We start from the raw sequence: 23,913 nt of genomic DNA on the forward strand, positions 1-23,913 counted from the left end.
AATCTCCGACTCAGGTCACTAGAGCTCTTCGGGGAGGTCGCGCATCCTCAGCGGCTTCGCCGGCTTCTCCAGGGGTGGCAGCTCGGGCAGCTCGTCCCACGGCACCTGGAGCTTGCGCAGGTCGGCGCGGATACGCGCCGCGAGTCTCCTGGTGTCCCGGCGGTTCATGACCGCCCCGACCGCGGCTCCCACCATGAACGGCATCAGGTTGGGCAGGTCGCGGACCATCCGCTTCATGATCTGCTGACGCAGTTCGCGTTTCATGCGGCCGCCGAGGGCCGTGTCGTACGTGGCCGGCTTCATCACGTCGATGCCGCGCTCCCCCGACCAGGAGGACAGATACGCGGTGCTGCGGATCTTGAGGTTTCCCGGCGGCCGTGCGCCGTAGACCTCGTGCAGTTCGGCGATGAGCTTCAGCTCGATCGCGGCGACCCCGGTGATCTCCGCGGCCAGCTCCGTCGGCATGGCCGGCGGCACCGGCAGCATCGCCGCCGCCCCGATCCCGGCCCCGATCGTCGAGGTGCCGGCCGCCGCCCCGGCCACCAGCTTGTCGGCGAGATCTTCGGGCCCGAGCCCCGGGAACTGCCGGCGCAGGGTCTCGAGGTCGCGTACGGGGATGCGCGGGGCGATCTCGATGATCCGGTCCGCGAGGTACGCCAGCCCCGCGCGAGCGCGGCTGCCGCCCCTCCGGGCCCCTTCCCGGGCCATGTCCCGGGCTCTCTCACGCATCACCGCGGCCCGTCGCTTCGCGACGGGCGCGGGATGGTGCGCCGGCGCCGGGAGGTCTGCCCGGTCCGTCGCCGGTTCGAGCGAGGCTCCTGTATCGGTCGTTGAGCCCCGCTCGTCGTCACGCGCGCCGTGCGGGCCGCCGGACGGCCCTTGGTCCGCTTTCCGGACGGAGAAGCGGCGCTTCCGCGGAGGGGTCGAGCCAGCCACGGCCGACCCGTCCTCAGTCGCAGTCGCGGCAGATCGGCTGGCCGTTCTTCTCGCGGGCCAGCTGGCTGCGGTGGTGCACCAGGAAGCAGCTCATGCAGGTGAACTCGTCCTGCTGCTTCGGCAGGACACGGACGGCCAGCTCCTCGTTGGACAGGTCGGCGCCGGGCAGTTCGAGGCCCTCTGCGGCCTCGAACTCGTCGACGTCGACCGACGAGGTGGACTTGTCGTTCCGCCGGGCCTTCAGCTCTTCCAGGCTGTCCGAGTCGACGTCGTCGTCGGTCTTGCGTGGAGTGTCGTAATCGGTTGCCATATCGCTCTCCCCCTCTGGGTGTCTGCGGTGTCTCCAGCGCACGTAACGCGTGAGAGGCCGGACTTGTGCCCGACCTGAGGCGGAGATTTTGCCTCACATCAAGGTCTGTTACTCAATCGACACCCAACCCGACCCTTCAAGAGTGATCGGCTTGGATGGCGGTGAGGACCGTACACGGTTCGAATGCCGCACCTCAAAGGCGCCTCCCCGTGTACTTCCCGTGATCAAGAGCCCTGAAAACCAGGACTTTCCCGGCTTTCCACCTTCTGTCATGATCACTCAGCGTACATGGCCGGGATTCCGCCCATGTGATCGATCACACAATGTGAACCTCATTCGGTGCCCGGGAAATTCCGCGCAAAGCGAACCTCACCCCCGTGTGTCGTTTTCCGGTCACAGCGGCAGCGTGACACGCATCACCAGGCCGCCTCCCTCGCGGGGCTCCGCCACGATGTGGCCGCCGTGTGCGCGGGCCACGGACCGGACGATGGAAAGGCCGAGCCCCACACCCTTGTCGCTGCCCGTGCGCTCCGTACGGAGCCTGCGGAACGGCTCGAAGAGGTTGTCGATCTCGTACGCCGGGACCACCGGCCCGGTGTTCGACACGGTGAGCACCGCCTGCCCGTGCCGTACCTCAGTGTGCACCTCGACCCAGCCGTCCTCGGCCACGTTGTAGCGCACCGCGTTCTGTACGAGGTTCAGCGCGATCCGCTCCAGCAGCACGCCGTTGCCCCGCACGACGGCGGGCCTGCGCTCGCCACGGATCTTCACGCCCTTGCCCTCGGCCTCGCCGTGCACCTGGTCGATGGCCTGCGTGGCGACCTCGGCCAGGTCCACGGCCTTGCGCTCGACGATCTGGTTGTCGCTGCGGGCGAGCAGCAGCAGACCCTCGACCAGCTGCTCGCTGCGCTCGTTGGTGGCCAGGAGCGTCTTGCCGAGCTGCTGCAGCTCCACCGGCGCGCCGGGATCCGACAGATGCACTTCCAGCAGCGTGCGGTTGATCGCGAGCGGGGTGCGCAGTTCGTGGGAGGCGTTGCCGACGAAGCGCTGCTGGGCGGTGAAGGCCCGCTGCAGACGCTCCAGCATGTCGTCGAAGGTGTCCGCCAGCTCCTTCAGCTCGTCGTCCGGGCCGTCCAGCTCGATGCGGCGGGACAGATCGGATCCGGCCACCTGGCGGGCGGTGCGGGTGATCCGGCCGAGCGGGGACAGCACCCGGCCGGCCATCGCGTATCCGAACGCGAAGGCGATCACGGCGAGACCCAGCAGGGCCAGCAGTGAACGGCTGAGCAGGTTGTCCAGGGCCGCCTGGCGCTGCTGGTCCACACACCGGCTGATCGCGTCGTTGAAGTCGGCCAGGGGCAGGCTGGTGGTGTTGATCGCGGGGCAGTTGTCGCTGGAGACCTTGAGCTGCTGGAAGCTGACGATCTTGAACAGCGGCTGGTTGCCGGAGCTGATCGCCTGCGCGGCCAGCAGATAGATGATCGACAGCAGCAGGATGCCGGCGATCAGGAACATGCCGCCGTACAGCAGGGTGAGCCGTATGCGGATGGTCGGGCGCAGCCACGGGAACGGGGCCTGCGGCCTCCTGGGGTCCCAGGTGGGCTTCGGTGGCGCCTGCGGCGGCGCGGGGGTGGCGGCCACGGCCGGTCAGATCCGGTAGCCGGAGCCGGGGACCGTGACGATGACGGGCGGTTCGCCGAGCTTGCGGCGCAGCGTCATGACCGTCACGCGCACCACGTTGGTGAACGGGTCGGTGTTCTCGTCCCAGGCCTTCTCCAGCAGCTGCTCGGCCGAGACGACCGCGCCCTCGCTGCGCATCAGCACCTCCAGGACAGCGAACTCCTTGGGGGCGAGCTGGACCTCCTTGCCGTCGCGGAAGACCTCGCGGCGGTTGGGGTCGAGCTTGATGCCGGCCCGCTCCAGGACCGGCGGCAGCGGCACGCTCGTACGGCGGCCGAGGGCGCGCACGCGCGCGATCAGCTCGCTGAACGCGAACGGCTTGGGCAGATAGTCGTCGGCGCCGATCTCCAGGCCCTCGACGCGGTCGCTGACGTCGCCGGAGGCGGTGAGCATGAGCACGCGCGTGGGCATGCCCAGCTCGACGATCTTGCGGCAGACGTCGTCGCCGTGCACGAGCGGGAGGTCGCGGTCGAGGACGACCACGTCGTAGTCGTTGACGCCGATGCGCTCCAGGGCGGCCGCACCGTCGTACACGACGTCGACGGCCATGGCCTCCCGGCGCAGTCCGGTGGCCACCGCATCGGCGAGCAGTTGCTCGTCCTCGACGACGAGTACGCGCACGTCGCTTGTCCTTCCTCAGGTCCACCCGCGTAGCGCGCCGGGGGCGTGCGGGCAGGGGATGTTCGTGGGGTGTGACCTCCATCCTGCCCTTTTCGGCCGTAAGTCGGCTGTAAGGCGGGGTCCGGACCGCAGGACCAGCGCCGCGGAGCGGGAATGCGAGATTTTCTCCTCGGGTTGAGGTTTCCGGGGAAGGGAGCGGGGGGAGGACGGCTTTACACCCCGCGATCACGCTCTGCATGTGCCGCAGCACCATGCGGTACTCCGCGATCCGCTTCCGCAGGGCGGGCGTGGGTGTCCGGCACCGTCGCCGCCCGGCAGGGCAGTGCTGGGCACCTACGAGAGACGTGATCGCCCCTTCTCAACCGGCACACCCCCGTGCCACCGACCCACGACCCTGGACGAGGGGGCGCAGCATGGACGCTTTCACCGCAGGACTTCTGCAGCGCATAAAAGCGACCGAGTCCGACCTTTCGCGGGCTCGTGACGAGGGCGACGACTTCCTCGCCGAGGTGGAGCAGGCAGAGCTCGACGACCTGCGACGCCTTGCCGCCGAACACGGTGTGGAGGTCGGCGCGTCACGCGTCTGATCGGCACGAAAGCGCAAGAAGGGACCCCGGCGAATCCAGCGCCGGGGTCCCTTTGCGTCAGCCGACAGCTTTTCGGCCCCGCGCCCCCCGGTCAGTCGTGCCAGGCTCCGGAGTCCTCCAGCAGTCGCTGAAGGGGCTCGAAGACGCCCGGCGTGGCGGCCACGGTCAGCTCCCGCGACGGGCGCTCTCCCGGCCGTCCACCGGTCAGCGCGCCCGCCTCCCGGGCGATGAGGTCACCCGCGGCGAAGTCCCACGCGTTGAGCCCGCGCTCGTAGTACCCGTCGAGCCGGCCGCAGGCCACGTCGCACAGGTCGACTGCCGCGGAGCCGCTGCGCCGGATGTCCCGGAACAGCGGGATGAGCCGGCCGGCCACCTCGGCCTGATGGGCGCGGACCTCGGCGACGTAGTTGAAGCCGGTGGAGACCAGTGCCTGGTCCAGCGGGGGCGCGGGGCGGCAGGTGAGCGCCCGCTCGCCCTCCCACGCACCCGTGGCCCACGCGCCACCGCCGCGCACGGCGTGGTACGTCTCGCCGCGCATCGGCACCACGACGACCCCGGCGACGGTCTCGCCGTCCTGTTCGGCCGCGATGGACACCGCCCAGGTAGGCAGCCCGTACAGGTAGTTGACGGTGCCGTCGAGCGGGTCGATCACCCAGCGGACACCGCTCGTGCCCTCGGCGGAGGCGCCCTCCTCGCCGAGGAAGCCGTCGTCGGGACGCCGGTCGGAGATCAGGTCGGTGATCAGCTTCTCCGCCGCGATGTCCATCTCGGTGACGACGTCGATCGGGCTGGACTTGGTCCTGGCCACGGCCAGGTCGGCCGGACGGCCGTCCCGCAGCAGCTCGCCGGCGCGGTGGGCGGCCGCCTGGGCCAGGTCGAGCAGGTCCCGGTGCAGGGCGTCGGTCACGGGTCTCCTCACGCGTAGGGGCTGTCGGCGCCCGCGGCCGCGGGACGGGGCGTACGGGCCGGGCAGCAGCCGGCCGGGCAGAGGTGGTGGCTCGGGCCGAGGGCGCCCAGGGCGCAGGGGGTGACCCGCTGCCCGCGCTCCACGGCGGCACGCTCCACGATCAGCTCGCGGACGGCGGCGGCGAACCGCGGGTCGGCGCCCACGGTGGCCGAGCGGCGCACCGGCAGACCCAGCTCCGCGGCCTTGGCGGTGGCCTCGGTGTCGAGGTCGTAGAGGACCTCCATGTGGTCGGAGACGAAGCCGATGGGGGCCATGACGACGGCCGGGGCACCGGCGGCCTGCCGCTCCTCGAGGTGGTCGCAGATGTCCGGCTCCAGCCAGGGGATCTGCGGGGCGCCCGAGCGGGACTGGTACACGAGCCGCCAGGGGTGGTCGACGCCGGTGCGCTCACGGACGGCGTCGGCGATCTGCCGGGCCACGTCCAGGTGCTGGCGTACGTAGGCGCCGCCGTCGCCGTGGGTCTCGACCGGGCCGGAGGTGTCGGCGGCGGCGGTCGGGATGGAGTGGGTGGTGAAGGCGATGTGGGCGCCGTCGCGGACGCTGTCGGGGAGGTCATCGAGCGAGCGCAGCACGCCGTCGATCATGGGTTCGACGAAGCCGGGGTGGTTGAAGTAGTGCCGCAGCTTGTCGATCCCCGGCAGCTCCAGGCCCTCGGCCTCCAGGGCGGCCAGCGCGTCGGCGAGGTTCTCGCGGTACTGGCGGCAGCCCGAGTAGGAGGCGTAGGCGCTGGTGGCGAGCACCAGGATGCGGCGGCGGCCGTCGGCGACCATCTCGCGCAGGGTGTCCGTCAGGTACGGCGCCCAGTTGCGGTTGCCCCAGTAGACCGGCAGGTCGAGGCCGTGCCCGGCGAAGTCCTTGCGCAGGGCGTCCAGCAGGGCGCGGTTCTGGTCGTTGATGGGGCTGACCCCGCCGAACAGGAAGTAGTGCTGCCCGACTTCCTTCAGGCGTTCCTTCGGGATGCCTCGCCCGCGCGTGACGTTCTCCAGGAACGGGACCACGTCGTCGGGGCCCTCGGGGCCGCCGAAGGAGAGCAGGAGCAGGGCGTCGTAGGGGGTGGCATCGAGCGCGTCTGGCATGTCTTGATCCTGCCACCCGGCACCGACAGCCGGGAAACAGCGGGCCGAAGAGTCGGGTTCCCGGGGGTTCGGGATGGTTTTCCCTTCGTCGCACCGGGTGCAATTAGGGTGCCCTAACTCGTAAGCTGTATCCGCCGCATTCGCGCCTTACCGACCGCCCCGGAGACCACGTGCCCAGCCCCTACAGAGCCCTGTTCGCCGAGCCCGGCACCACGGCCTTCTCCGCCGCGGGGTTCGTCGGCCGGATGCCGCTGTCGATGATGGGCATCGGCGTGGTCACGATGGTCTCCCAGCTCACCGGGCGGTACGGGCTCGCGGGCGCCCTGTCGGCCACCATCGCACTGTCCGCGGCGGCGATCGGGCCGCGGATCTCCCGCCTGGTGGACCAGCACGGGCAGCGCCGGGTGCTGCGCCCCGCGACCCTGGTCGCCCTCACCGCGGCCGCCGGGCTGCTGGTCACCGCGCACTTCCGGTGGCCGGACTGGGTGCTGTTCGTGTGCGCCGCCGGGATCGGCGCGGTGCCGAGCCTGGGGGCGATGATCAGGGCCCGCTGGGCGGCGCTGTACCGGGGCACGGAGAAGCTGCACACCGCGTACTCGTTCGAGTCGGTCGTCGACGAGGTCTGCTTCATCTTCGGCCCGATCATCTCCATCGGGCTGTCCACGGCCTGGTTCCCGGAGGCGGGGCCGCTGCTGGCCGCCTGCTTCCTGGCGGCCGGCGTCTTCTGGCTCACCGCCCAGCGCGCCACCGAGCCGGAGCCGCACCCGCGCGAGCGGCACGGCGGCGGCAGCGCCCTGCGCGCGGCCGGGCTCCAGGTGCTGGTGGCCACGTTCGTGGCCACGGGAACGATCTTCGGCTCGGTCGACGTGGTCACCGTCGCCTTCGCCGACGAGCAGGGCCACAAGGGCGCCGCGAGCGTGGTCCTCGCCCTGTACGCGGCCGGTTCCTGTGTGGCCGGGGTCGTCTTCGGGCTGCTGCGGTTCGCCGGGGCGCCGGAACGTCGCTGGTTGCTGGGCGTGGCGGCGATGGCCGTGAGTATGATCCCACTCCTACTGGTCGGAAACCTGCCGCTTCTGGCCGTGGCGCTGTTCGTTGCGGGGTTGTCCATCGCACCGACGATGATCACGACGATGTCCCTGATCGAAGAGCACGTACCTCGCGCGCAGCTGACCGAGGGCATGACCTGGGTGAGCACCGGCCTCGCGGTCGGCATCGCGCTCGGCTCCTCCGCGGCCGGCTGGGTGATCGACGCAGCCGGGGCGCGTGCCGGGTACGGGGTCCCGGCGGTTTCCGGGGCCGTCGCGGTCGCGGTCGGTTTCCTCGGGTACCGCCGGCTGCGCAGGCCGGCCGCGGGTCGGGGAGGCAGCGTTGAGCAGCACGGCGAGCGGGAAGAACGGCACCTGGCGTAACTGGGGCGGCAACGTCTCCGCCCGGCCCGCCCGGCAGGTCGCGCCGGCCTCGGTCGAGGAGCTGGCCGCGGCGGTACGCCGGGCACGGGAGGACGGCCTGAAGGTGAAGGCGGTCGGTACCGGCCATTCCTTCACGTCGATCGCCGCGACCGACGGCGTGTTGATCCGGCCTCAACTGCTGACCGGCATCCGCGAGATCGACCGCGAGTCCATGACCGTCACCGTCGAGGCGGGCACCCCGCTCAAGAGACTCAACACGGCCCTCGCGCGCGAGGGTCTGTCGCTCACCAATATGGGCGACATCATGGAGCAGACCGTCTCCGGGGCCACCAGCACCGGAACGCACGGCACGGGCCGCGAGTCCGGCTCCATCGCCGCCCAGATCAAGGGACTCGAACTCGTCACGGCCGACGGTTCGGTGCTCGCCTGCTCCGAGAAGGAGAACCCCGAGGTCTTCTCGGCCGCCCGGACCGGCCTCGGCGCCCTCGGCATCGTCACCGCGATCACCTTCGCCGTGGAGCCCCTGTTCCTGCTCACCGCGCGCGAGGAACCGATGCCCTTCGACCGTGTCCTCGCCGAGTTCGATCAACTGTGGGCCGAGAACGAGCACTTCGAGTTCTACTGGTTCCCGCACACCGGCAGCACCAACACCAAGCGCAACAACCGCAGCGCGGGCCCCGAGCAGCCGGTGGGACAACTGGCCGGCTGGTTCGAGGACGAGTTCCTCTCCAACGGCGTCTTCCAGGTGGCCCAGTGGGCCGGCCGCGCGGCCCCCGCCACCATTCCGGCGATCGCCCGGATCTCCAGCAGGGCCCTGTCCGCGCGGACGTACACGGACATCCCCTACAAGGTCTTCACCTCGCCGCGCCGGGTGCGCTTCGTGGAGATGGAGTACGCCGTCCCGCGCGCGGCCCTGGTGGAGACGCTGCGCGAGCTGAAGGCCATGGTCGACCGCTCGGGCCTGCGCGTCAGCTTCCCGGTGGAGGTGCGCACCGCCCCGGCCGACGACATCACCCTGTCCACGGCCTCCGGCCGGGACAGCGCCTACATAGCCGTGCACATGTTCCGGGGCACGCCGTACCAGGCCTACTTCACCGCCGCCGAGCGCATCTTCACCGCACACGAGGGCCGGCCGCACTGGGGCAAGGTCCACACCCGGGACGCCGAGTACTTCGACCGGGTCTACCCGCGCTTCGGCGAGTTCACGGCACTGCGGGACCGTCTCGACCCGGAACGGCTGTTCCAGAACGACTACTTGCGGAGGGTTCTGGGGGCGTAGGCGTCGCGGCGACCCGCTGGACATGGGGGCCGGGGACGCGCTCGGGTCGCCGCACGGGCGAAACCATTGGTTCCGTTTCGGGGGATTGCGTGAATTTCGCCACGTTCGTGATCAGCAAAACCGGTTGCGGACGGCCAAGTCCCATCCCTCGCCAGAAGTTGGGCGGCGCGCCAATCCACGCACGTGGTCCGAATGGAGTACTGTTGCGAGCCCTGGGTCCGGTCTCCCACCAGGGTGTCCGCGGCCTTGCAGGACCGCCGGGAGGGGGGCTAGTTGCACAGGGTGACGGAGTTGGTCACTTAGCGTTGCGAACAGGTAACCGTGCCATAACGGCGGTCCAGGGCCCGTGCCCGACACGCCGGGCAACTCGGCAAGGTTGTGGCAGGCTGCACCCGGGCAGGCCACACTCGACTAGCGGAAGCAGCGACGCACGTGACGTCGGCAGGCACCACCCGGGAGGTCCCCATGCCCGAACTGCGTGTCGTGGCCGTCTCGAATGACGGCACACGACTGGTGCTGAAAGCTGCCGACTCCACGGAGTACACACTCCCGATCGACGAACGGCTGCGTGCCGCCGTGCGCGGCGACCGGCCCCGTCTCGGCCAGATCGAGATCGAGGTCGAGAGCCATCTCCGGCCCCGTGACATCCAGGCCCGTATACGCGCCGGTGCCACGGCGGAAGAGGTCGCGCAGCTCGCGGGCATCCCCGTCGACCGGGTGCGGCGCTTCGAGGGTCCCGTGCTGGCCGAGCGTGCCTTCATGGCCGAGCGCGCCCGCAAGACCCCGGTCCGCCGGCCCGGCGAGAACTCCGGCCCGCTGCTCGGCGAGGCCGTCCAGGAGCGGTTGCTGCTGCGCGGCGCCGAGAAGGACACCGTGCAGTGGGACTCCTGGCGCCGCGACGACGGCACCTGGGAGGTGCTCCTCGTCTACCTGGTCGCGGGCGAACCGCACTCGGCGAGCTGGACGTACGACCCGCCCCGGCGGCTCGTACAGGCCGTGGACGAGGAGGCGCGCTCGCTGATCGGCGAGTCCGACGACCTCGCCGTGCCCGAGCCGAGCTTCCCGTTCGTCCCGCGCATCGCCCGGCTGCCGCGCGAGCGTTCGATGGACCGCGCCCTCGACCGGGGCGACCGGGAGCGGCCCGGCCTGCCCGCGATGGGGTCCGAGCCCGACGAGGAGAGCGCGGGCGAACGGGACTCGCTGACCAGCCTGCTGGAGGCCGTGCCGAGTTTCCGGGGCGACCTGGTGGTCCCGGATCGCCCGTCGGAAACCCCGGAGGAACCCGCCGAGGAGCCCGCCGCGGAGGAACCCCCGGCACCCGCCGCCTCCGCCGGTTCGGCCTACGCCGACGTCCTCATGCCCCGCTCGGTCGGCAGTCACCGCGACCGGCTCATCGGGTCCACCGACCGGCAGGCCGAGGCCGACGGCGTCCGCCCCGGCCGCCGCGCCGCCGTGCCGAGCTGGGACGAGATCGTGTTCGGCACGCGCCGCAAGAAGCAGGAGTAACCGGCCGCAGGACGCAGGGAGGAGGGGGGACGCGTGCGTGCCCCCTCCTCCCTGCGTCTGACCTACTGCGGGTCCCCGCCCACCGCCACCGGGCGGGACGCGTCCGAGGACCACTCGGACCAGGAGCCGACGTACAGGGCCGCCGGAATGCCCGCCACGGCCAGCGCCAGCACCTCGTGGGCGGCGGAGACGCCCGAACCGCAGTACACGCCCACCTCGGTGTCCTCGGAGACGCCCAAGGCCTTGAAACGGTCCTTGAGTTCCGCCGCGGGCAGGAAGCGGCCGTCGGGACCCACGTTCTCCGTCGTCGGCGCCGACACCGCGCCCGGGATGTGCCCGCCGACCCGGTCGATGGGCTCCACCTCACCGCGGTACCGCTCCCCCGCGCGCGCGTCCAGCAGCACGCCCGTGCGGGCCAGCGCCGCGGCCCCCTCCGCGTCCAGCAGCCCCGCGGCCGCCGGCGCCGGTACGAAGTCGCCCTCGGCCGGGCCGGGCAGCTCCGTGGACAGCTCGCCCGCCCAGGACGGCAACCCGCCGTCGAGAACCCGCACGTCCGGGTGACCCGTCCAGCGCAGCAGCCACCACGCGCGCGCGGCCGCCCAGCCCTGCCCGCCGTCGTACACCACGACCGGCCGGCCCGCCGACACGCCCGCGCGGCGCATCGCGGCACCGAACTCCGAGAGGTCCGGCAGCGGATGGCGGCCGTTCTCCCCCGGCGTGGCGGCCAGTTCCCGGTCCAGGTCGACGAAGGCGGCGCCGGGGATGTGCCCGGCCGCGTACTCGGCCCGTCCGTCGAAGGCGGGCGCGCCCGCCGCCTTCGCCATGCTCAGCTGCCAGCGGACGTCCAGCAGCACGGGCGGGTTCGCGCCGGTCAGCTCGTGAGCGAGTTCGGTTGCGGTGATGATGGCTGTCATGGCGTCCATCCATACGCCAGGGGTGGCCGCGGCGTCCAGGTCCGGCTACTCTGCTCGGCCGGACAGGTTCGATCACGCGGCGTACGGGATCGAACACGTGCTGTACAGCCGACGGTCACCCGTCGGCCATCGTCAGGAAGCGGCGAACGACGGCAGTTCGGGCATCCTCCCCGAGGCACCGCCGGGTCGCGGCGCGGCAGGGCAGGCGGGACCGCGGAGGATGCGGGCACCGGCACGGGCGTACACGCGGTCGGCGTGGACACCCTTCCGGGTAGCGGAAGCGACACGGCCACCGCGAGGGGCCGAGGAGAGAGTGATCGATGACCGAGGCACGGGAGTCGGCCGGTCCGCACGCGCGGCGCGCGCCCGGCACGCCCTGCTGGGTGAGCCTGATGGTGCGCGAACTGGCCGCCACCGAGGCGTTCTACGGTGACCTGTTCGGCTGGGAGTTCCGGCCGGGTCCGCAGCAGTTCGGCCCGTATGTGCGGGCGCTGCTCGACGGGCGGGAGGTGGCGGGCATGGGTCACCTGCCGCCGGACCGCCGGCTGCCGATCGCCTGGACGCCGTACTTCGCCTCGGACGACGTGGACCGGACCGCCGACACGGTACGGCTGTGCGGCGGCACCGTCGCGGTCGGCCCGCTGGACGCCGCCGAGGCCGGCCGGATGGCCATCGCCTCCGACCCGTCCGGGGCGGTGTTCGGGATCTGGCAGGGTTCCGCGCACCTCGGCACGGCGATCACCGGGGTTCCCGGCACGCCCGCCTGGAACGAGCTGGTCACCTTCGAGACCGAGAGCGTCGCCAAGTTCTACGGGACCGTGTTCGGTCACGAGGAGGAGCCGGTGGAGTCCGCCGACTTCGACTACGTGACGCTGCACCTCGGCGGACGTCCGGTGGCGGGCCTGCACGGCATGGGCCACGCCCTGCCCCGGGACCAGGGGCCGTACTGGCAGACGTACTTCGAGGTCGCCGACGCCGACGCGACGCTGCGGCAGGTCGTGGACCTCGGCGGCCGCGTGCTCAGGCCGGCCCACGACAGCCCGCACGGCCGGGTGGCGACGGTGACGGACCCGGAGGGAGCCGAGTTCTCGGTGCTCCAGGACCCGCGCTGAGCACGGGTGGGTTCCCGGACGGGTGACCCGCGTCGAGCACGGGCGGGTGCTCAGACCGGTGACCCGCGTCGAGCACCGGCGGGGTGCTCAGACCGGTGCCCCGCGACGAGCACCGGCGGGGTGCTCAGACCGGTGACCCGCGCTGAGCACGGGTGGTTGTCACACGGGTGAGACGGGCAGGACGTCCGGGGCCAGGGCCGCCGCGTGGGCCGACGCGGCGGTCATCCGGCGGCGGTGGTGGCGGCGGCACAGCACCTCGTAGCCGACCTCGCCCGCGGAGTGGTCGACGTCGCCGACGACCACCTGGGCGCCCTCGACCACCATCTCGCCGCCTATCGTGCGGGCGTTGTGCGTGGCGCGGGCGCCGCACCAGCACAGCGCCTCCACCTGAAGCACCTCGATGCGGTCGGCCAGCTCCACCAGCCGCTGCGAGCCGGGAAAGAGCTTGGTGCGGAAGTCGGTGGTGATTCCGAAGGCGTACACGTCGAGCCCGAGGTCGTCCACCACGCGCGCGAGCTGGTCGATCTGCTCGGGGGCGAGGAACTGCGCCTCGTCCGTGATCACATAGTCGGCCCGGCGGCCCTGCGAGAGGTGATCCACGAGGTAGGCGTACAGGTCCTGGTCGTCCGCGACCTCCACCGCGTCGGTGACCAGGCCGAGCCGGGAGGACAGCTTGCCCTCCCCGGCGCGGTCGTTGCGCGTGAAGATCATGCCGACCAGGCCGCGCGCGGAGCGGTTGTGCTCGATCTGCAGAGCCAGCGTCGACTTCCCGCAGTCCATCGTTCCGGAGAAGAACACCAGCTCGGGCATGAGGGGTTGAGCACCTTTCGGTGAGTCGTTCGGTGGTCGTTCGGCGGGTCGTCGCGCGGGGAGGAAGGGTCAGGAGCGTACTTCGAGCAGCGGGACCAGCTGCTCGGCGGGGGTCATCGAACCGTGGTTGCCGACCAGGGCCGACTCCTTGGGCTCCCGCTCGGAGGCGATGATCAGGACGTCGTCGTGTGCGGCCGCGATCACGTCCCCGAGCCGCGCGTACACCCGCTCGTCGATGCGCGGTCCGAACCAGCCGGCAGCAATCGCCTCGTCCCGCGACGCCACCCAGAACTGCTCGCCGAGCACCTCACGCCAGACGGTCAGTACATCGTTCTCGGCGCCCGGCACCGCGTACACGTGCCGGGCCCGCCCCTCGCCGCCCAGCAGGGCGACCCCGGCGCGCAGCTCCCAGTCCGCGTCGAAGTCGATGCGGTGCTCCTCGTCGAACGGGATGTCGACCATGCCGTGATCGGCGGTGACGTAGAGCGCGCTGCGCGGCGGCAGTTGCTCGGCGAGACGCTGCACGAGCCGGTCGACGTACATGAGCTGGCCGCGCCAGGTGTCGGAGGCGACGCCGTAGCGGTGCCCGGCGCCGTCCAGTTCGGCGTAGTACGTGTACACCAGCGAGCGGTCCCCGGCGGCCAGCTGTGCGGCGGCGAGGTCCATGCGTTCCTCGCCGGTGAGCCGGCCGTGGAAGGTGCCGCCGCTGAGCGCGACCTTGGTGAGCGGGGTCTGCGCGAACGCGGGCGAGGACACCTGGGCGGCGTGCACCCCGGCCTCGTGGGCCAGCTGGAAGACGGTGGGATACGGCTGCCAGGGGCGTGGCGGGGTCCACGGCTGCCAGCGGAGCTGGTTCATCAGCTCGCCGGTGGCCGGATCGCGGACGGTGTACCCGGGCAGGCCGTGGGCGCCCGGCGGCAGGCCGGTGCCCACGGAGGCCAGGGAGGTCGCGGTGGTCGCCGGATAGCCGGCGGTGAGCGGGCGGCCGGTGCCGCCGCGGGAGCTGCCGAGCAGGGAAGTGAGGAACGGCGCCTCGTCGGGGTGCGCCCGCAGCTGCTCCCAGCCGAGCCCGTCGATCAGGAAGACACAGACCCGGTCGGCCGCGGTCAGTTCCTCGATCGTGGCGGTCAGGCCCGGCACGCCCATGCCGGCCGCCAGCGTGGGCAGCAGGTCGGCGAGGGAGCCGGTGCCGTACTCGGGCAGCGGCGCGGTGTCCAGGGCGAGCGGTTCCGGGTGGTCCCAGGCGGAGAGCTGGGACATCAGCGCGTGACGTCCGCGGTCGCCTCCGAGATGGCCTGCGCGAAGGCGAGCGCCTGGCGCACCGTCTCCGGGCCGTCCCCCGCCTCGCTGACGCGCAGGCTGAGGTCGTCCGCCGTGGAGCTGCCCGTGTAGCCGTGGTCCGCGTCGCAGTTGGGGTCGCCGCAGGCGGCGGGCTCCAGGTCGATACGGCTGACCGCGCCCCAGCCGATGGTCAGCACGATCTCGCGGGGCAGGGTGCCGGGCTTGTACTGCTCCGGATTGGCGACCACCCGGCTGACCACGACCGAGGAGATCCGGCCGAGCTTCACGGACTCGGTGGAGGTGGTGGCGTACGGCGTCGGGGAGGTGCTGTCGGCGGCCTGCTCGTCGGTGTGGCTCACGATGAAGCGGTTGCCGGTGAGGACCAGCACGGTGACGTGCCGGCGCACCTCGTTCTGGTCGAAGGTCGTCTCCTGGTGGACCAGGTACGACCGGATGGGCTCGCCGCCCACAGCGGCCTCCACCGCCTCGGCCACGAGGGCCGGGTAATAGCCGCTGCGCTCGATCGCCGCGCGCAGCCCCTGGGTCGTCGTACTGGTCTTGGCCATGGCGTCCATCCTAATCCGTGGGCAAGGGCGGTCCGGGCCAGTCACGCTGACCCGGGGCGGCCTGTGCACCCGCGCGCGGGTGCCTCCGCACGAGACCCGGGCGAAGGTGCACCCGCTCGGCGGCGACCAGGCAGGAGACGGGTTCACAGCCACCGGCGTCCGCTTCGAACGCGACGACAAGGGGCGCGTCCTCACCCAGCGCCCGCGCGAGGCGTGCCGTCTCCTGGGCCGTGGGCGGGCGGAAGACGGGGTCCTGGAAGCTCGGCGGGCAGGAGACGAAGAGGGGGCCGACGAAGACCAGCTCCAGACCGTGGTGGTGGGTGAGGTCGTACCCGGCTGCCAGACGCAGCTGCCCCGCGTCCCAGGCGATGACCTCCCAGTCCCACCAGCTGCCCTCGGGCAGCTCGCACCCGGCGATCTCCATGGGCCCCCTCCCCCGCTCAGTAGGCCGGCAGCCGGCGCGGGCCGAGGTCGTCGCGGGCGGGCGGCGGCGTGAGCCGTACGGTGGCGCCGAGGACGCTCACGCCGTGCGGGGCGACGACGACCGGCTCCAGGGTGACCGCGACCACCTCGGGGTGATCGTCCACGAGCCGGGAGACGCGCAGCAGCAGCTCCTCCAGCGCGGGGGTGTCGACGGGGGTGGAGCCGCGCCAGCCGAACAGCAGCGGTGCCGTGCGGATCGACCGCACCAGCGAGGTCGCCTCCCGGTCGGTGACCGGGACCAGCCGGTGCGCCATGTCCCCGAGCAGTTGCGAGGCGGCCCCGGCGAGCCCGAAGGACAGCACGGCACCGGCCGCCGGGTCGATCACGGCGCGTACGACCGTGTCGACGCCACGCGGTGCCATGGCCTGCACCACCGGGCGCAACTCCTCCGGCGCCCCGAACAGCTCGGTCAACTCGGCGTACGCCCGGCGCAGTTGCTCCTCGTCCGCGAGGTCCAGGCGTACGCCGCCCAGGTCGGCCCGGTGCCTGAGGTGCGGGGCGGTCGCCTTCAGGGCCACCGGGTAGCCGAGGGTGCGGGCGGCGTCGGCGGCGGCATCGGGTGTGGGCGCGGGAAGCGCGCGTCGCACCCGGATGCCGTACTTCCCGAGCAGCTCGCAAGTCTCCCCGTCGGAGATCGTGAGCCCCTCCCCGCGCGCGAGCAGCTCCCCGATCAGCCGGGCGGCCCCCTTCTCGTCGATGTCGTCGTACTCCGGCACCTTCCCCGGGTCCATGGCCTCGCGCCGCCACTGTCCGTACTTGACGGCCTCGGCGAGGGCGCGGACGGCGCGTTCGGCAGCGGGGTAGGCGGGGATGAGCCGGGGGCCCCCGGGGGGCGGGCTCGTCAGGCCGGCTTCCGCGGTGGGTGGCCGTTCCGCGGGGCGCTGGGAGGTTCCCCGCTCGGGCGAAGCCGGGAGGGGGTGCGGGTGGGCACCGCCGTCGGTGCCGGACGCCCTGTCGACGGCCTGGGGTGCGGTGCTCGCCGCGGCCGACAACGCCTCCGCGAGCCCCCCGAGTTCCACGTGCACCACCAGGACGGGCTTGCCCGGCACCGCGGCCGCCGCCGACCGCAGTGCCTCCGCCAGTTCCGCGTCCCCCGGCGACCCCTCCCCGATCGCCGGGATCGCCGTCACCACGACGGAGTCGCACGAGTCGTCGGCCAGCGCTCGTGCCAGCGCCCGGTGGAAGTCCTCCGCCGTCGCCCCGGTCGTCAGGTCCAGCGGGCGCGACGGCCGCAGTCCCTCCGCGAGGCAGCGGTCGTACGTCAGCACGCCCAGCGACTCGGAGTTGCCGAGGATCGCCACGCGCGGCCCGGCGGGCAGCGGCTGCCGGGCGAGCAGCAGGCCCGCGTCGACCAGCTCGGTGATCGTGTCGACCCGGAGCACCCCGGCCTGCCGGAGCAACGCGGAGACGGTCGCGTGCGGCAGCCGCGTGGCGCGCACCGCGTGGCCCTGCGGCGCGGCCCCCGTCCCCTGGACCACGACCAGCGGCTTGGCCGCCGCGGTCCGCCGGGCGAGCCGGGTGAACTTGCGGGGGTTGCCGATGGACTCCAGGTACATGAGGACGACGTCGGTCTCGGGGTCGTCGTACCAGTACTGGAGGACGTCGTTGCCGGAGACGTCGGCGCGGTTGCCGGCGGAGACGAAGGTGGAGACGCCCGTGACCCCGGTGACCCCGCCTCCGCGCCGGTGCAGCCGGGACAGCAGGGCGATGCCGATGGCGCCGGACTGGGCGAACAGCCCGATGCGGCCGGGGCGGGGCATCTCCGGGGCGAGGGACGCGTTCAGCCGGATGTCCGGGGCGGTGTTGATGATCCCGAAGGCGTTCGGGCCGATGATCCGCATGCCGTACGCGCGCGCCTGCCGGACGAGGGCCCGCTGCCGTTCGCGCCCCTCGGGACCGCTCTCGGCGTATCCGGCGGAGAGCACGACGAGTCCCTGGACGCCGTGCTCGCCGCACTCGGCGACCACCCCGGGCACGTACTCGGCGGGCACGGCGACGACGGCGAGGTCCACATGTCCCTCGATGTCCCGCACCGAGCGGTGCGCCGGCACCCCGTCGACGTCCTTGAGGTCCTCGGGGAAGGCCTGGTTCACGGCGTGCAGGCGGCCGGGGTAGCCGGCCTCCCGGAGGTTGCCGAGGACGCTGCGGCCCACCCCGCCGGGGGTGCGGCCGACGCCGACGACCGCCACGGAGCCGGGCACGAGGAGCCGCCGTACCGAGCGGGCCTCGGCGCGCTGCTCCCTCGCGCGCTGCACGGCGAGGGAACGGTCGGTGGGTTCGAGGTCGAACTCCAGGCGGACGACGCCGTCCTCGAAACTGCGCTTCTGGGTGTAGCCCGCGTCCGTGAACACCTTGATCATCTTGGTGTTGGCGGGCAGCACCTCGGCGGCGAAGCGGCGGATGCCCCGCTCGCGGGCGACGGCCCCGATGTGTTCCAGCAGGGCGGAGGCGACCCCGCGGCCCTGGTGGGCGTCCTGCACCAGGAAGGCGACCTCGGCCTCGTCCGCGGGCGCGGAGGCGGGCATCCCGTCGGTGCCGATGCGGTCATAGCGTACGGTGGCGATGAACTCGCCGCCGATGGTGGCGGCGAGCCCCACCCGGTCCACGAAGTCGTGGTGCGTGAAGCGGTGGACGTCCTTCGCGGAGAGCCGGGGGTACGGCGCGAAGAAGCGGTAGTACTTCGACTCGTCCGAGACCTGCTCGTAGAAGCTGACCAGACGGTCGGCGTCGTCGACGGTGATGGGCCGGATGCGCGCGGTGCCCCCGTCGCGCAGTACCACGTCCGCCTCCCAGTGGGCGGGGTACACATGCCGGTCCTGCCGGTCCGCCGAGGTCTGCATGGGCCCCAGAGTACGGCTCGCGTACGACAACGGCGCGAGGCAGTCTGTGGAGGACGACAAGCCTGACCGAGGCCGCGGTCCGGCGACACGCCGGAGGGGACGAAGGTCCGCTCCGGGCATGCTTCGCGATATGGGAAACTGGTCTAGACAACCCTGAAGAGTGAAGGGCAGCAACACATGGCTGAGCGCCGCGTCAACGTCGGCTGGGCCGAGGGCCTCCACGCCCGTCCCGCCTCCATCTTCGTCCGAGCCGCCACGGCCGCAGGCGTCCCGGTGACGATCGCCAAGGCCGGGGGCAACCCCGTCAACGCGGCCTCCATGCTGGCCGTCCTGGGCCTGGGCGCCCAGGGTGGCGAGGAGATCGTCCTCGCCTCCGACGCCGAGGGCGCGGACGCCGCCCTGGACCGCCTGGCCAAGCTGGTCGCCGAGGGCCTGGAAGAGCTGCCCGAGACCGTCTGAGCGCGTCGCGCGCTCACACCGGAGCCGCGTCGGCCCTTCGGGGCGGCGCGGCTTCGCCGTATGCGCAGCACACTTCCGCTCCATTTGCCGACGATTTATGGCCGGCCCGCGTACGGCACCTCTCGTGAATTACGGCACGCCGGAATTCAGGCAGCGGAAAACACCGCTCCGCAGAATAACTCTTCTTTGTATACGACGTCCGTGTTAATGCCGCCGGCCCGACGTGTTTACGGCATGTTGCGAAGTCCTCACACGCTGCGCGGCCCCGGAAAAGCGAAGGCGGTGCGCGGCCGTGGTGCGCTCGGTGTGCAGCGCCGTGACCGCCCGCGCCCGCTCACCGTCGCCCCGTGCCACCGCGTCCACGATCGCGCCGTGCTCCGCCCAGGACTCCAGCGGGCTCGGCGGCGCCTCCACCACATACATCCAGGCGATCTTGTGGCGCAGCTGGGTCAACATGGAGGTCAGCGAGGGGCTGCCGGAGGACTGGGCGAGCGTCTCGTGGAACCAGCCGCCCAGCGAGCGCAGATCCTCGCTGCTGCCCCTCCTGGCCCGCTCCTGACCCAGCCGGACCAGACCGCGCAACACCTTGAGATGGGCCTCCGTGCGCCGCTGTGCGGCCCGCGCGGCCCCGAGCGGTTCCAGGAGCATGCGCATCTCCAGCAGGTCGGCGGCCTCCTGCTCGGTAGGTTCGGCCACGCACGCGCCAGCGTGCCGGCGGGTGACCACGAAGCCCTCCGCCTCCAGCGTGCGCAGGGCCTCGCGGACGGGGACGCGCGAGACGCCGTAGCGGCGGGCCAGGACTTCCTCGGTGAGGCGGCTGCCGCGACCGTAGACACCCGCGACGATGTCGTCCCGGATCGCCGTGCACACCGAGTGCGCCGGAATACGCATGCCCGACCTCCGCCTTAATCCCCGTGAAACGTCGACGATGGACGTGTGTTCCGTGACTCTATTCCAATGAACCGGAATTTCCGACGGCGGGCCGGAATCCATGGATATTTTTTGGACAGCGGACTGGGCGGACACTGCGAAAAACGACGAAAGCCCCGGCTCGGTGGAGCCGGGGCCTCGCGTGCCGTGCGACGGAGGGTCAGACGTTGACGCCGTGCTTGCGGAGGTAGGCGACGGGGTCGATGTCGGAGCCGTAGTCGGGAGTCGTACGGGCCTCGAAGTGGAGGTGCGGGCCGGTGACGTTGCCGGTCGCGCCGGACAGGCCGATCTGCTGGCCCGGGACGACCCGCTGGCCCACGGTGACACCGATGGACGACAGGTGGCCGTACTGGGTGTACATGCCGTCGGCCATCCGGATCACGATCTGGTTGCCGTACGCGCCGCCCCAGCCGGTGGAGACCACGGTGCCGGAGCCGACCGCGTGGACGGTCGTGCCGCTGGCCGCGTGGAAGTCGATGCCGGTGTGCGAGCCCGAGGACCACAGGGAGCTGCTGGCCTGGTAGCCGGTGGAGACGTAGGAGTGCGCGATCGGGGCGACGAAGGCGTTCAGGCGCTTGCGCTCGGCCTCTCGGGCGGCGCGGGCGTGGGCCTCGCGCTCCTGCTTGACCTTCTCGGCTGCCGCCTTGGCCGCGGCCTCCTCGGCCGCCTGCTGCTGGGCGGCCTGCTTCTGGGCGGCGGCCTGCTCGTCGATCTGCTCGGCCACGTCGTCGCTCGCGGCGATGACGGGTGTGAGACCGGTCTGTTCCACGGAGTTCTCGGCGGCGAGCGCCGGGGATGCGGCGAGGGTGCCGATGACACCGGTGGTGGTGAGGGCCGCGATACCGGCCGCCTGAGCGGTGGTCCGCTTGACCCGGCCGGGCTTGCGGTGCTTCCCGGTGGCGCACATGAACGCCATGAAGTGGCTGGTCCTTTCCTTCCTTCTCGCCTACCGGGTTAGCTGACGGGTTCGGAGCAGGAAGGTCTCCTACGGACCCCCTCGCTCTCGCGCGGGCGCCCGATTCACCCCAGGGGACGGTGGGTCCCCGGCTCCCCTGGCTCGCGCCGTACGGGGACTCGGCGATGGCTGCCCGGTGCCGCGGGTGCGGCGCACTGCCTGACGAACAGCCCGGACGACGCTACGAAAGCTTGCTTTCAATCCTCAAACGAATCCGGGTTTTTGTAGCGCATCCCACAGGTCAGACAGGCAACCTCCGTCCCAAATCGGGCATCTGGGGAAGCGAGTGGAACAACAGAGGGCCCTGCCGACCCGTGAGTCGGCAGGGCCCCACGCGCGCGTGCCGCTACTCCGCGGCGACGACGGTGACTTCGCCGATGCCCAGCGCCTCGACCGGCGCCTTGATCCGGGCCGCGTCACCGACGAGGACGGTCACCAGCCGGTCCACCGGGAAGGCGTTGACGACGGCCGCGGTGGCCTCCACCGTGCCCGTCGCGGCCAGCTGCTGGTACAGCGTCGCCTGGAAGTCGTCGGGCAGATGCTGCTCCACCTGGTCGGCCAGGGTGCTCGCGACGGCCGCCGCGGTCTCGTACTTCAGCGGCGCCACACCGACGAGGTTCTGCACGGCGACGTCCCGCTCGGCGTCGGTCAGGCCCTCCGCCGCGAGGGTGCGCAGCACCTTCCACAGGTCGTCCAGCGCGGGGCCGGTGTTGGGGGTGTCCACGGAACCGCTGATGGCGAGCATCGAGGCACCGGTGCCGTCCGGGGCGGACCTCAGGACCTGCCCGAAGGAACGCACGCCGTAGGTGTAGCCCTTCTCCTCGCGCAGGACGCGGTCCAGGCGGGAGGTGAGAGTGCCGCCGAGGCAGTAGGTGCCGAGCACCTGGGCGGGCCAGACGCGGTCGTGCCGGTCCGGGCCGACCCGGCCGATGAGCAGCTGCGTCTGGACGGCTCCGGGCCGGTCCACGATGACCACGCGCCCGGTGTCGTCGGCGGTCACCGGCGGCACGGGCCGGGGCTCGCCCCGGGTGCCGGTCCACGCGCCCAGGGTGTCCCCGAGCAGCGCGTCCAGGTCGACGCCGGTGAGGTCGCCGACCACGACCGCGGTGGCCGTGGCCGGGCGCACATACCGGTCGTAGAAGCCGCGTACGGCCCCCGCGTCGATCTTCTCGACGGTCTCCTCGGTCCCCTGGCGGGGACGGGACATGCGCGAGGCCGCCGGGAACAGCTCCTTGGAGAGTTCCTTGGCCGCCCGGCGGGCGGGGCTGGCCAGCTCGTGCGGGATCTCGTCCAGGCGGTTGCGGACCAGCCGCTCGACCTCGCTCTCGGCGAAGGCCGGGGCGCGCAGGGCGTCGGCGAGCAGGCCCAGGCCCTTGGCCAGGCGGGAGGCCGGAACCTCCAGGCTGAGCCGGACGCCGGGGTGGTCGGCGTGCGAGTCCAGCGTGGCGCCCGCGCGCTCCAGCTCGGCGGCGAACTCCTCGGCGGAGTGCTTGTCGGTGCCTTCGGAGAAGGCCCGCGCCATGATCGTCGCGACGCCGTCCAGGCCGGCCGGCTCGGCGTCCAGGGGCGCGTCCAGCAGCACCTCGACGGCGACGACCTGCTGGCCGGGGCGGTGGCAGCGCAGCACCGTCAGGCCGTTGTCGAGCGTGCCGCGCTCGGGGGCCGGGAACGCCCACGGCCTGGCCTCGCCCGGCTGCGGCTGGGGGTGGAAGTCCATTGCGGCGAGCTCGGTCACTTGGCCGTCTCCTCGTTCTCGTTGCCGGCCTCTACGGTCGCTTCCCGCTCGGGGTCCTCCGGGATGTCGGCGTCCTCGACGGCCTCCGGGGACTTCGGCTCGTAGACGAGGACCGCGCGGTTGTCGGGCCGCAGGCGGGCCTTGGCGACCTCCTGGACCTCCTCGGCGGTCACCTCCAGGACCCGCTGGACGGCGGTGAGGGCGAGCTGCGGGTCGCCGAACAGCACGGCGTACCGGCACAGTTCGTCGGCGCGGCCGGCGACCGTGCCGAGCCGGTCCAGCCACTCGCGTTCCAACTGGGCCTGGGCTCGCTCCATCTCCTCGGGCGTGGGGCCCTCGGCGGCGAACCGGGCCAGCTCCTCGTCGATGGCGGCCTCGATGACCGGCACCTCGACGTCACCGGAGGTCTTCACGTCCAGCCAGCCCAGCGAGGGCGCGCCGGCCAGACGCAGCAGACCGAAACCGGCCGCGACGGCCGTACGGTCGCGGCGCACCAGCCGGTTGTACAGGCGGGAGGACTCTCCACCACCGAGGACGGTCAGGGCCAGGTCGGCCGCGTCCGCCTCGCGCGTGCCGTCGTGCGGCAGCCGGTAGGCGGCCATCAGGGCGCGCGCCGGGACCTCCTCGACGACGACCTCGCGCAGCTGCTCGCCGATGATCTCCGGCAGGGAGCCGTCGCGGGGCTGTGGCTTGCCGTCGTGGGACGGGATCGACCCGAAGTACTTCTCGACCCAGGCGAGGGTCTGCGCGGGGTCGATGTCGCCGACCACGGAGAGCACCGCGTTGTTCGGCGCGTAGTAGGTGCGGAAGAACTGGCGCGCGTCCTCCAGGGTGGCCGCGTCCAGGTCCGCCATCGAGCCGATCGGCGTGTGGTGGTACGGGTGGCCGGCCGGGTACGACAGGGCGGTCAGCTTCTCGAAGGCGGTGCCGTAGGGCACGTTGTCGTAGCGCTGGCGGCGCTCGTTCTTGACGACGTCCCGCTGGTTCTCCATGGACTCGTCGTCCAGGGCGGCGAGCAGCGAGCCCATGCGGTCGGCCTCCAGCCAGAGGGCGAGCTCCAGCTGGTGGGCCGGCATGGTCTCGAAGTAGTTGGTCCGCTCGAAGCTGGTGGTGCCGTTGAGCGAGCCGCCGGCGCCCTGCACCAGCTCGAAGTGGCCGTTGCCGCTGACCTGCCCCGAGCCCTGGAACATCAGGTGCTCGAAAAGGTGAGCCAGACCGGTGCGTCCCTTGACCTCGTGGCGGGAGCCGACGTCGTACCAGAGGCAGACCGCCGCCACGGGGGTCAGGTGGTCCTCGGAGAGCACCACGCGCAGACCGTTGGCCAGGCGGTGCTCGGTCGCTGTCAGGCCCCCGGAGCCTGCCTCGGCTGTGGTCGTGTGACCCATGGGCATGTACGTCCCTTCGCGAGCGGAGGCGGTCGTCGAAACCGCGGTTTTCCTGCCGTTCCTGCCACTGTA

General features: G+C 72.1%; 22 protein-coding genes and 1 riboswitch. Of the genes, 6 read left to right on the forward strand and 16 right to left on the reverse strand.

Annotated elements, in window-relative coordinates; translation table 11 throughout:
* Positions 1-18 precede the first annotated feature (18 nt).
* From AC07C1_RS05400 to AC07C1_RS05415, 4 genes are all read right to left on the reverse strand, one after another.
* A complete protein-coding gene (locus tag AC07C1_RS05400; RefSeq protein ID WP_478937045.1) occupies positions 19-936 on the reverse strand; it encodes a hypothetical protein in 918 nt (305 codons plus the stop codon).
* 13 nt (positions 937-949) lie between these two features.
* Positions 950-1,246 carry a DUF4193 domain-containing protein gene (locus tag AC07C1_RS05405; RefSeq protein WP_003997302.1) on the reverse strand — a complete coding sequence of 99 codons (297 nt, stop codon included), beginning with the start codon at positions 1,244-1,246 and terminating at the stop codon, positions 950-952.
* A 393-nt stretch (positions 1,247-1,639) separates the two neighbouring features.
* Positions 1,640-2,887: a sensor histidine kinase gene (locus AC07C1_RS05410; protein WP_478937046.1), complete on the reverse strand. Its 1,248-nt coding sequence runs from the start codon at positions 2,885-2,887 to the stop codon at positions 1,640-1,642.
* Positions 2,888-2,893: 6 nt separating this feature from the next.
* Positions 2,894-3,547, reverse strand: a complete 654-nt coding sequence (locus tag AC07C1_RS05415) for a response regulator transcription factor (RefSeq protein WP_003993508.1) — start codon at positions 3,545-3,547, stop codon at positions 2,894-2,896.
* Positions 3,548-3,960: 413 nt separating this feature from the next.
* Here AC07C1_RS05415 and AC07C1_RS05420 point away from each other — a divergent pair, with 413 nt between their 5' ends.
* On the forward strand, positions 3,961-4,134 hold the full coding sequence (locus AC07C1_RS05420) for a hypothetical protein (RefSeq protein ID WP_173456694.1): 174 nt from the start codon (positions 3,961-3,963) through the stop codon (positions 4,132-4,134).
* A 91-nt stretch (positions 4,135-4,225) separates the two neighbouring features.
* On the opposite strand, the gene AC07C1_RS05425 is transcribed toward AC07C1_RS05420, so the two are convergent.
* Both AC07C1_RS05425 and AC07C1_RS05430 read right to left on the reverse strand, forming a co-directional pair.
* Entirely contained in the window at positions 4,226-5,041 is an 816-nt protein-coding gene (locus AC07C1_RS05425; protein ID WP_478937047.1) for an inositol monophosphatase family protein, read from the reverse strand.
* Between the two features lie 8 nt (positions 5,042-5,049).
* Positions 5,050-6,177 carry a ferrochelatase gene (locus tag AC07C1_RS05430; RefSeq protein WP_478937048.1) on the reverse strand — a complete coding sequence of 376 codons (1,128 nt, stop codon included), beginning with the start codon at positions 6,175-6,177 and terminating at the stop codon, positions 5,050-5,052.
* 170 nt (positions 6,178-6,347) lie between these two features.
* On the opposite strand from AC07C1_RS05430, the gene AC07C1_RS05435 reads away from it, so the two are divergent.
* From AC07C1_RS05435 to sepH, 3 genes are all read left to right on the forward strand, one after another.
* A complete protein-coding gene (locus AC07C1_RS05435; protein ID WP_478937049.1) occupies positions 6,348-7,586 on the forward strand; it encodes an MFS transporter in 1,239 nt (412 codons plus the stop codon).
* Entirely contained in the window at positions 7,546-8,865 is a 1,320-nt protein-coding gene (locus AC07C1_RS05440) for a D-arabinono-1,4-lactone oxidase (protein ID WP_478937051.1), read from the forward strand. Before AC07C1_RS05435 ends, AC07C1_RS05440 begins: the two co-directional genes overlap by 41 nt.
* Positions 8,866-9,330: 465 nt before the next feature.
* Complete coding sequence (gene sepH / locus AC07C1_RS05445; RefSeq protein WP_478937053.1) at positions 9,331-10,371, forward strand: septation protein SepH; 1,041 nt, start codon at positions 9,331-9,333, stop codon at positions 10,369-10,371.
* A 62-nt stretch (positions 10,372-10,433) separates the two neighbouring features.
* Here sepH and AC07C1_RS05450 read toward each other — a convergent pair whose 3' ends face one another.
* A complete protein-coding gene (locus tag AC07C1_RS05450; RefSeq protein WP_478937054.1) occupies positions 10,434-11,285 on the reverse strand; it encodes a sulfurtransferase in 852 nt (283 codons plus the stop codon).
* Positions 11,286-11,605: 320 nt separating this feature from the next.
* Between AC07C1_RS05450 and AC07C1_RS05455 the strand changes: the two genes are divergently transcribed.
* The gene (locus AC07C1_RS05455) at positions 11,606-12,397 is read left to right on the forward strand and encodes a VOC family protein (protein WP_478937056.1); all 792 of its coding nucleotides are present in this window, start codon (positions 11,606-11,608) and stop codon (positions 12,395-12,397) included.
* A gap of 159 nt (positions 12,398-12,556) precedes the next feature.
* Here AC07C1_RS05455 and AC07C1_RS05460 read toward each other — a convergent pair whose 3' ends face one another.
* From AC07C1_RS05460 to AC07C1_RS05480, 5 genes are all read right to left on the reverse strand, one after another.
* Complete coding sequence (locus AC07C1_RS05460; protein WP_478937058.1) at positions 12,557-13,207, reverse strand: thymidine kinase; 651 nt, start codon at positions 13,205-13,207, stop codon at positions 12,557-12,559.
* Positions 13,208-13,276: 69 nt separating this feature from the next.
* Positions 13,277-14,467: an alkaline phosphatase family protein gene (locus tag AC07C1_RS05465; RefSeq protein ID WP_478937059.1), complete on the reverse strand. Its 1,191-nt coding sequence runs from the start codon at positions 14,465-14,467 to the stop codon at positions 13,277-13,279.
* Positions 14,467-15,054 carry a DUF5998 family protein gene (locus AC07C1_RS05470; RefSeq protein ID WP_478937060.1) on the reverse strand — a complete coding sequence of 196 codons (588 nt, stop codon included), beginning with the start codon at positions 15,052-15,054 and terminating at the stop codon, positions 14,467-14,469. The genes AC07C1_RS05465 and AC07C1_RS05470 overlap by 1 nt, the downstream gene beginning before the upstream one ends.
* Positions 15,055-15,064: 10 nt before the next feature.
* Positions 15,065-15,478: a hypothetical protein gene (locus AC07C1_RS05475; protein ID WP_478937061.1), complete on the reverse strand. Its 414-nt coding sequence runs from the start codon at positions 15,476-15,478 to the stop codon at positions 15,065-15,067.
* A gap of 16 nt (positions 15,479-15,494) precedes the next feature.
* Positions 15,495-18,377: a bifunctional acetate--CoA ligase family protein/GNAT family N-acetyltransferase gene (locus AC07C1_RS05480; RefSeq protein WP_478937062.1), complete on the reverse strand. Its 2,883-nt coding sequence runs from the start codon at positions 18,375-18,377 to the stop codon at positions 15,495-15,497.
* Positions 18,378-18,554: 177 nt separating this feature from the next.
* Between AC07C1_RS05480 and AC07C1_RS05485 the strand changes: the two genes are divergently transcribed.
* The gene (locus tag AC07C1_RS05485) at positions 18,555-18,836 is read left to right on the forward strand and encodes an HPr family phosphocarrier protein (protein WP_030563197.1); all 282 of its coding nucleotides are present in this window, start codon (positions 18,555-18,557) and stop codon (positions 18,834-18,836) included.
* Between the two features lie 204 nt (positions 18,837-19,040).
* On the opposite strand, the gene AC07C1_RS05490 is transcribed toward AC07C1_RS05485, so the two are convergent.
* The 4 genes from AC07C1_RS05490 to AC07C1_RS05505 form a co-directional block, all read right to left on the reverse strand.
* Positions 19,041-19,727, reverse strand: a complete 687-nt coding sequence (locus AC07C1_RS05490) for a GntR family transcriptional regulator (RefSeq protein WP_478937064.1) — start codon at positions 19,725-19,727, stop codon at positions 19,041-19,043.
* Between the two features lie 199 nt (positions 19,728-19,926).
* Complete coding sequence (locus AC07C1_RS05495) at positions 19,927-20,682, reverse strand: M23 family metallopeptidase (protein WP_478937065.1); 756 nt, start codon at positions 20,680-20,682, stop codon at positions 19,927-19,929.
* A 13-nt stretch (positions 20,683-20,695) separates the two neighbouring features.
* A riboswitch (cyclic di-AMP (ydaO/yuaA leader) is annotated at positions 20,696-20,856 on the reverse strand.
* A gap of 211 nt (positions 20,857-21,067) precedes the next feature.
* Positions 21,068-22,456, reverse strand: a complete 1,389-nt coding sequence (locus AC07C1_RS05500; protein WP_478937066.1) for a M16 family metallopeptidase — start codon at positions 22,454-22,456, stop codon at positions 21,068-21,070.
* The gene (locus AC07C1_RS05505) at positions 22,453-23,847 is read right to left on the reverse strand and encodes a M16 family metallopeptidase (protein WP_478937067.1); all 1,395 of its coding nucleotides are present in this window, start codon (positions 23,845-23,847) and stop codon (positions 22,453-22,455) included. Before AC07C1_RS05505 ends, AC07C1_RS05500 begins: the two co-directional genes overlap by 4 nt.
* Positions 23,848-23,913 lie beyond the last annotated feature (66 nt).

The sequence above is a fragment of the Streptomyces sp. NPDC045022 genome (assembly GCF_056432605.1).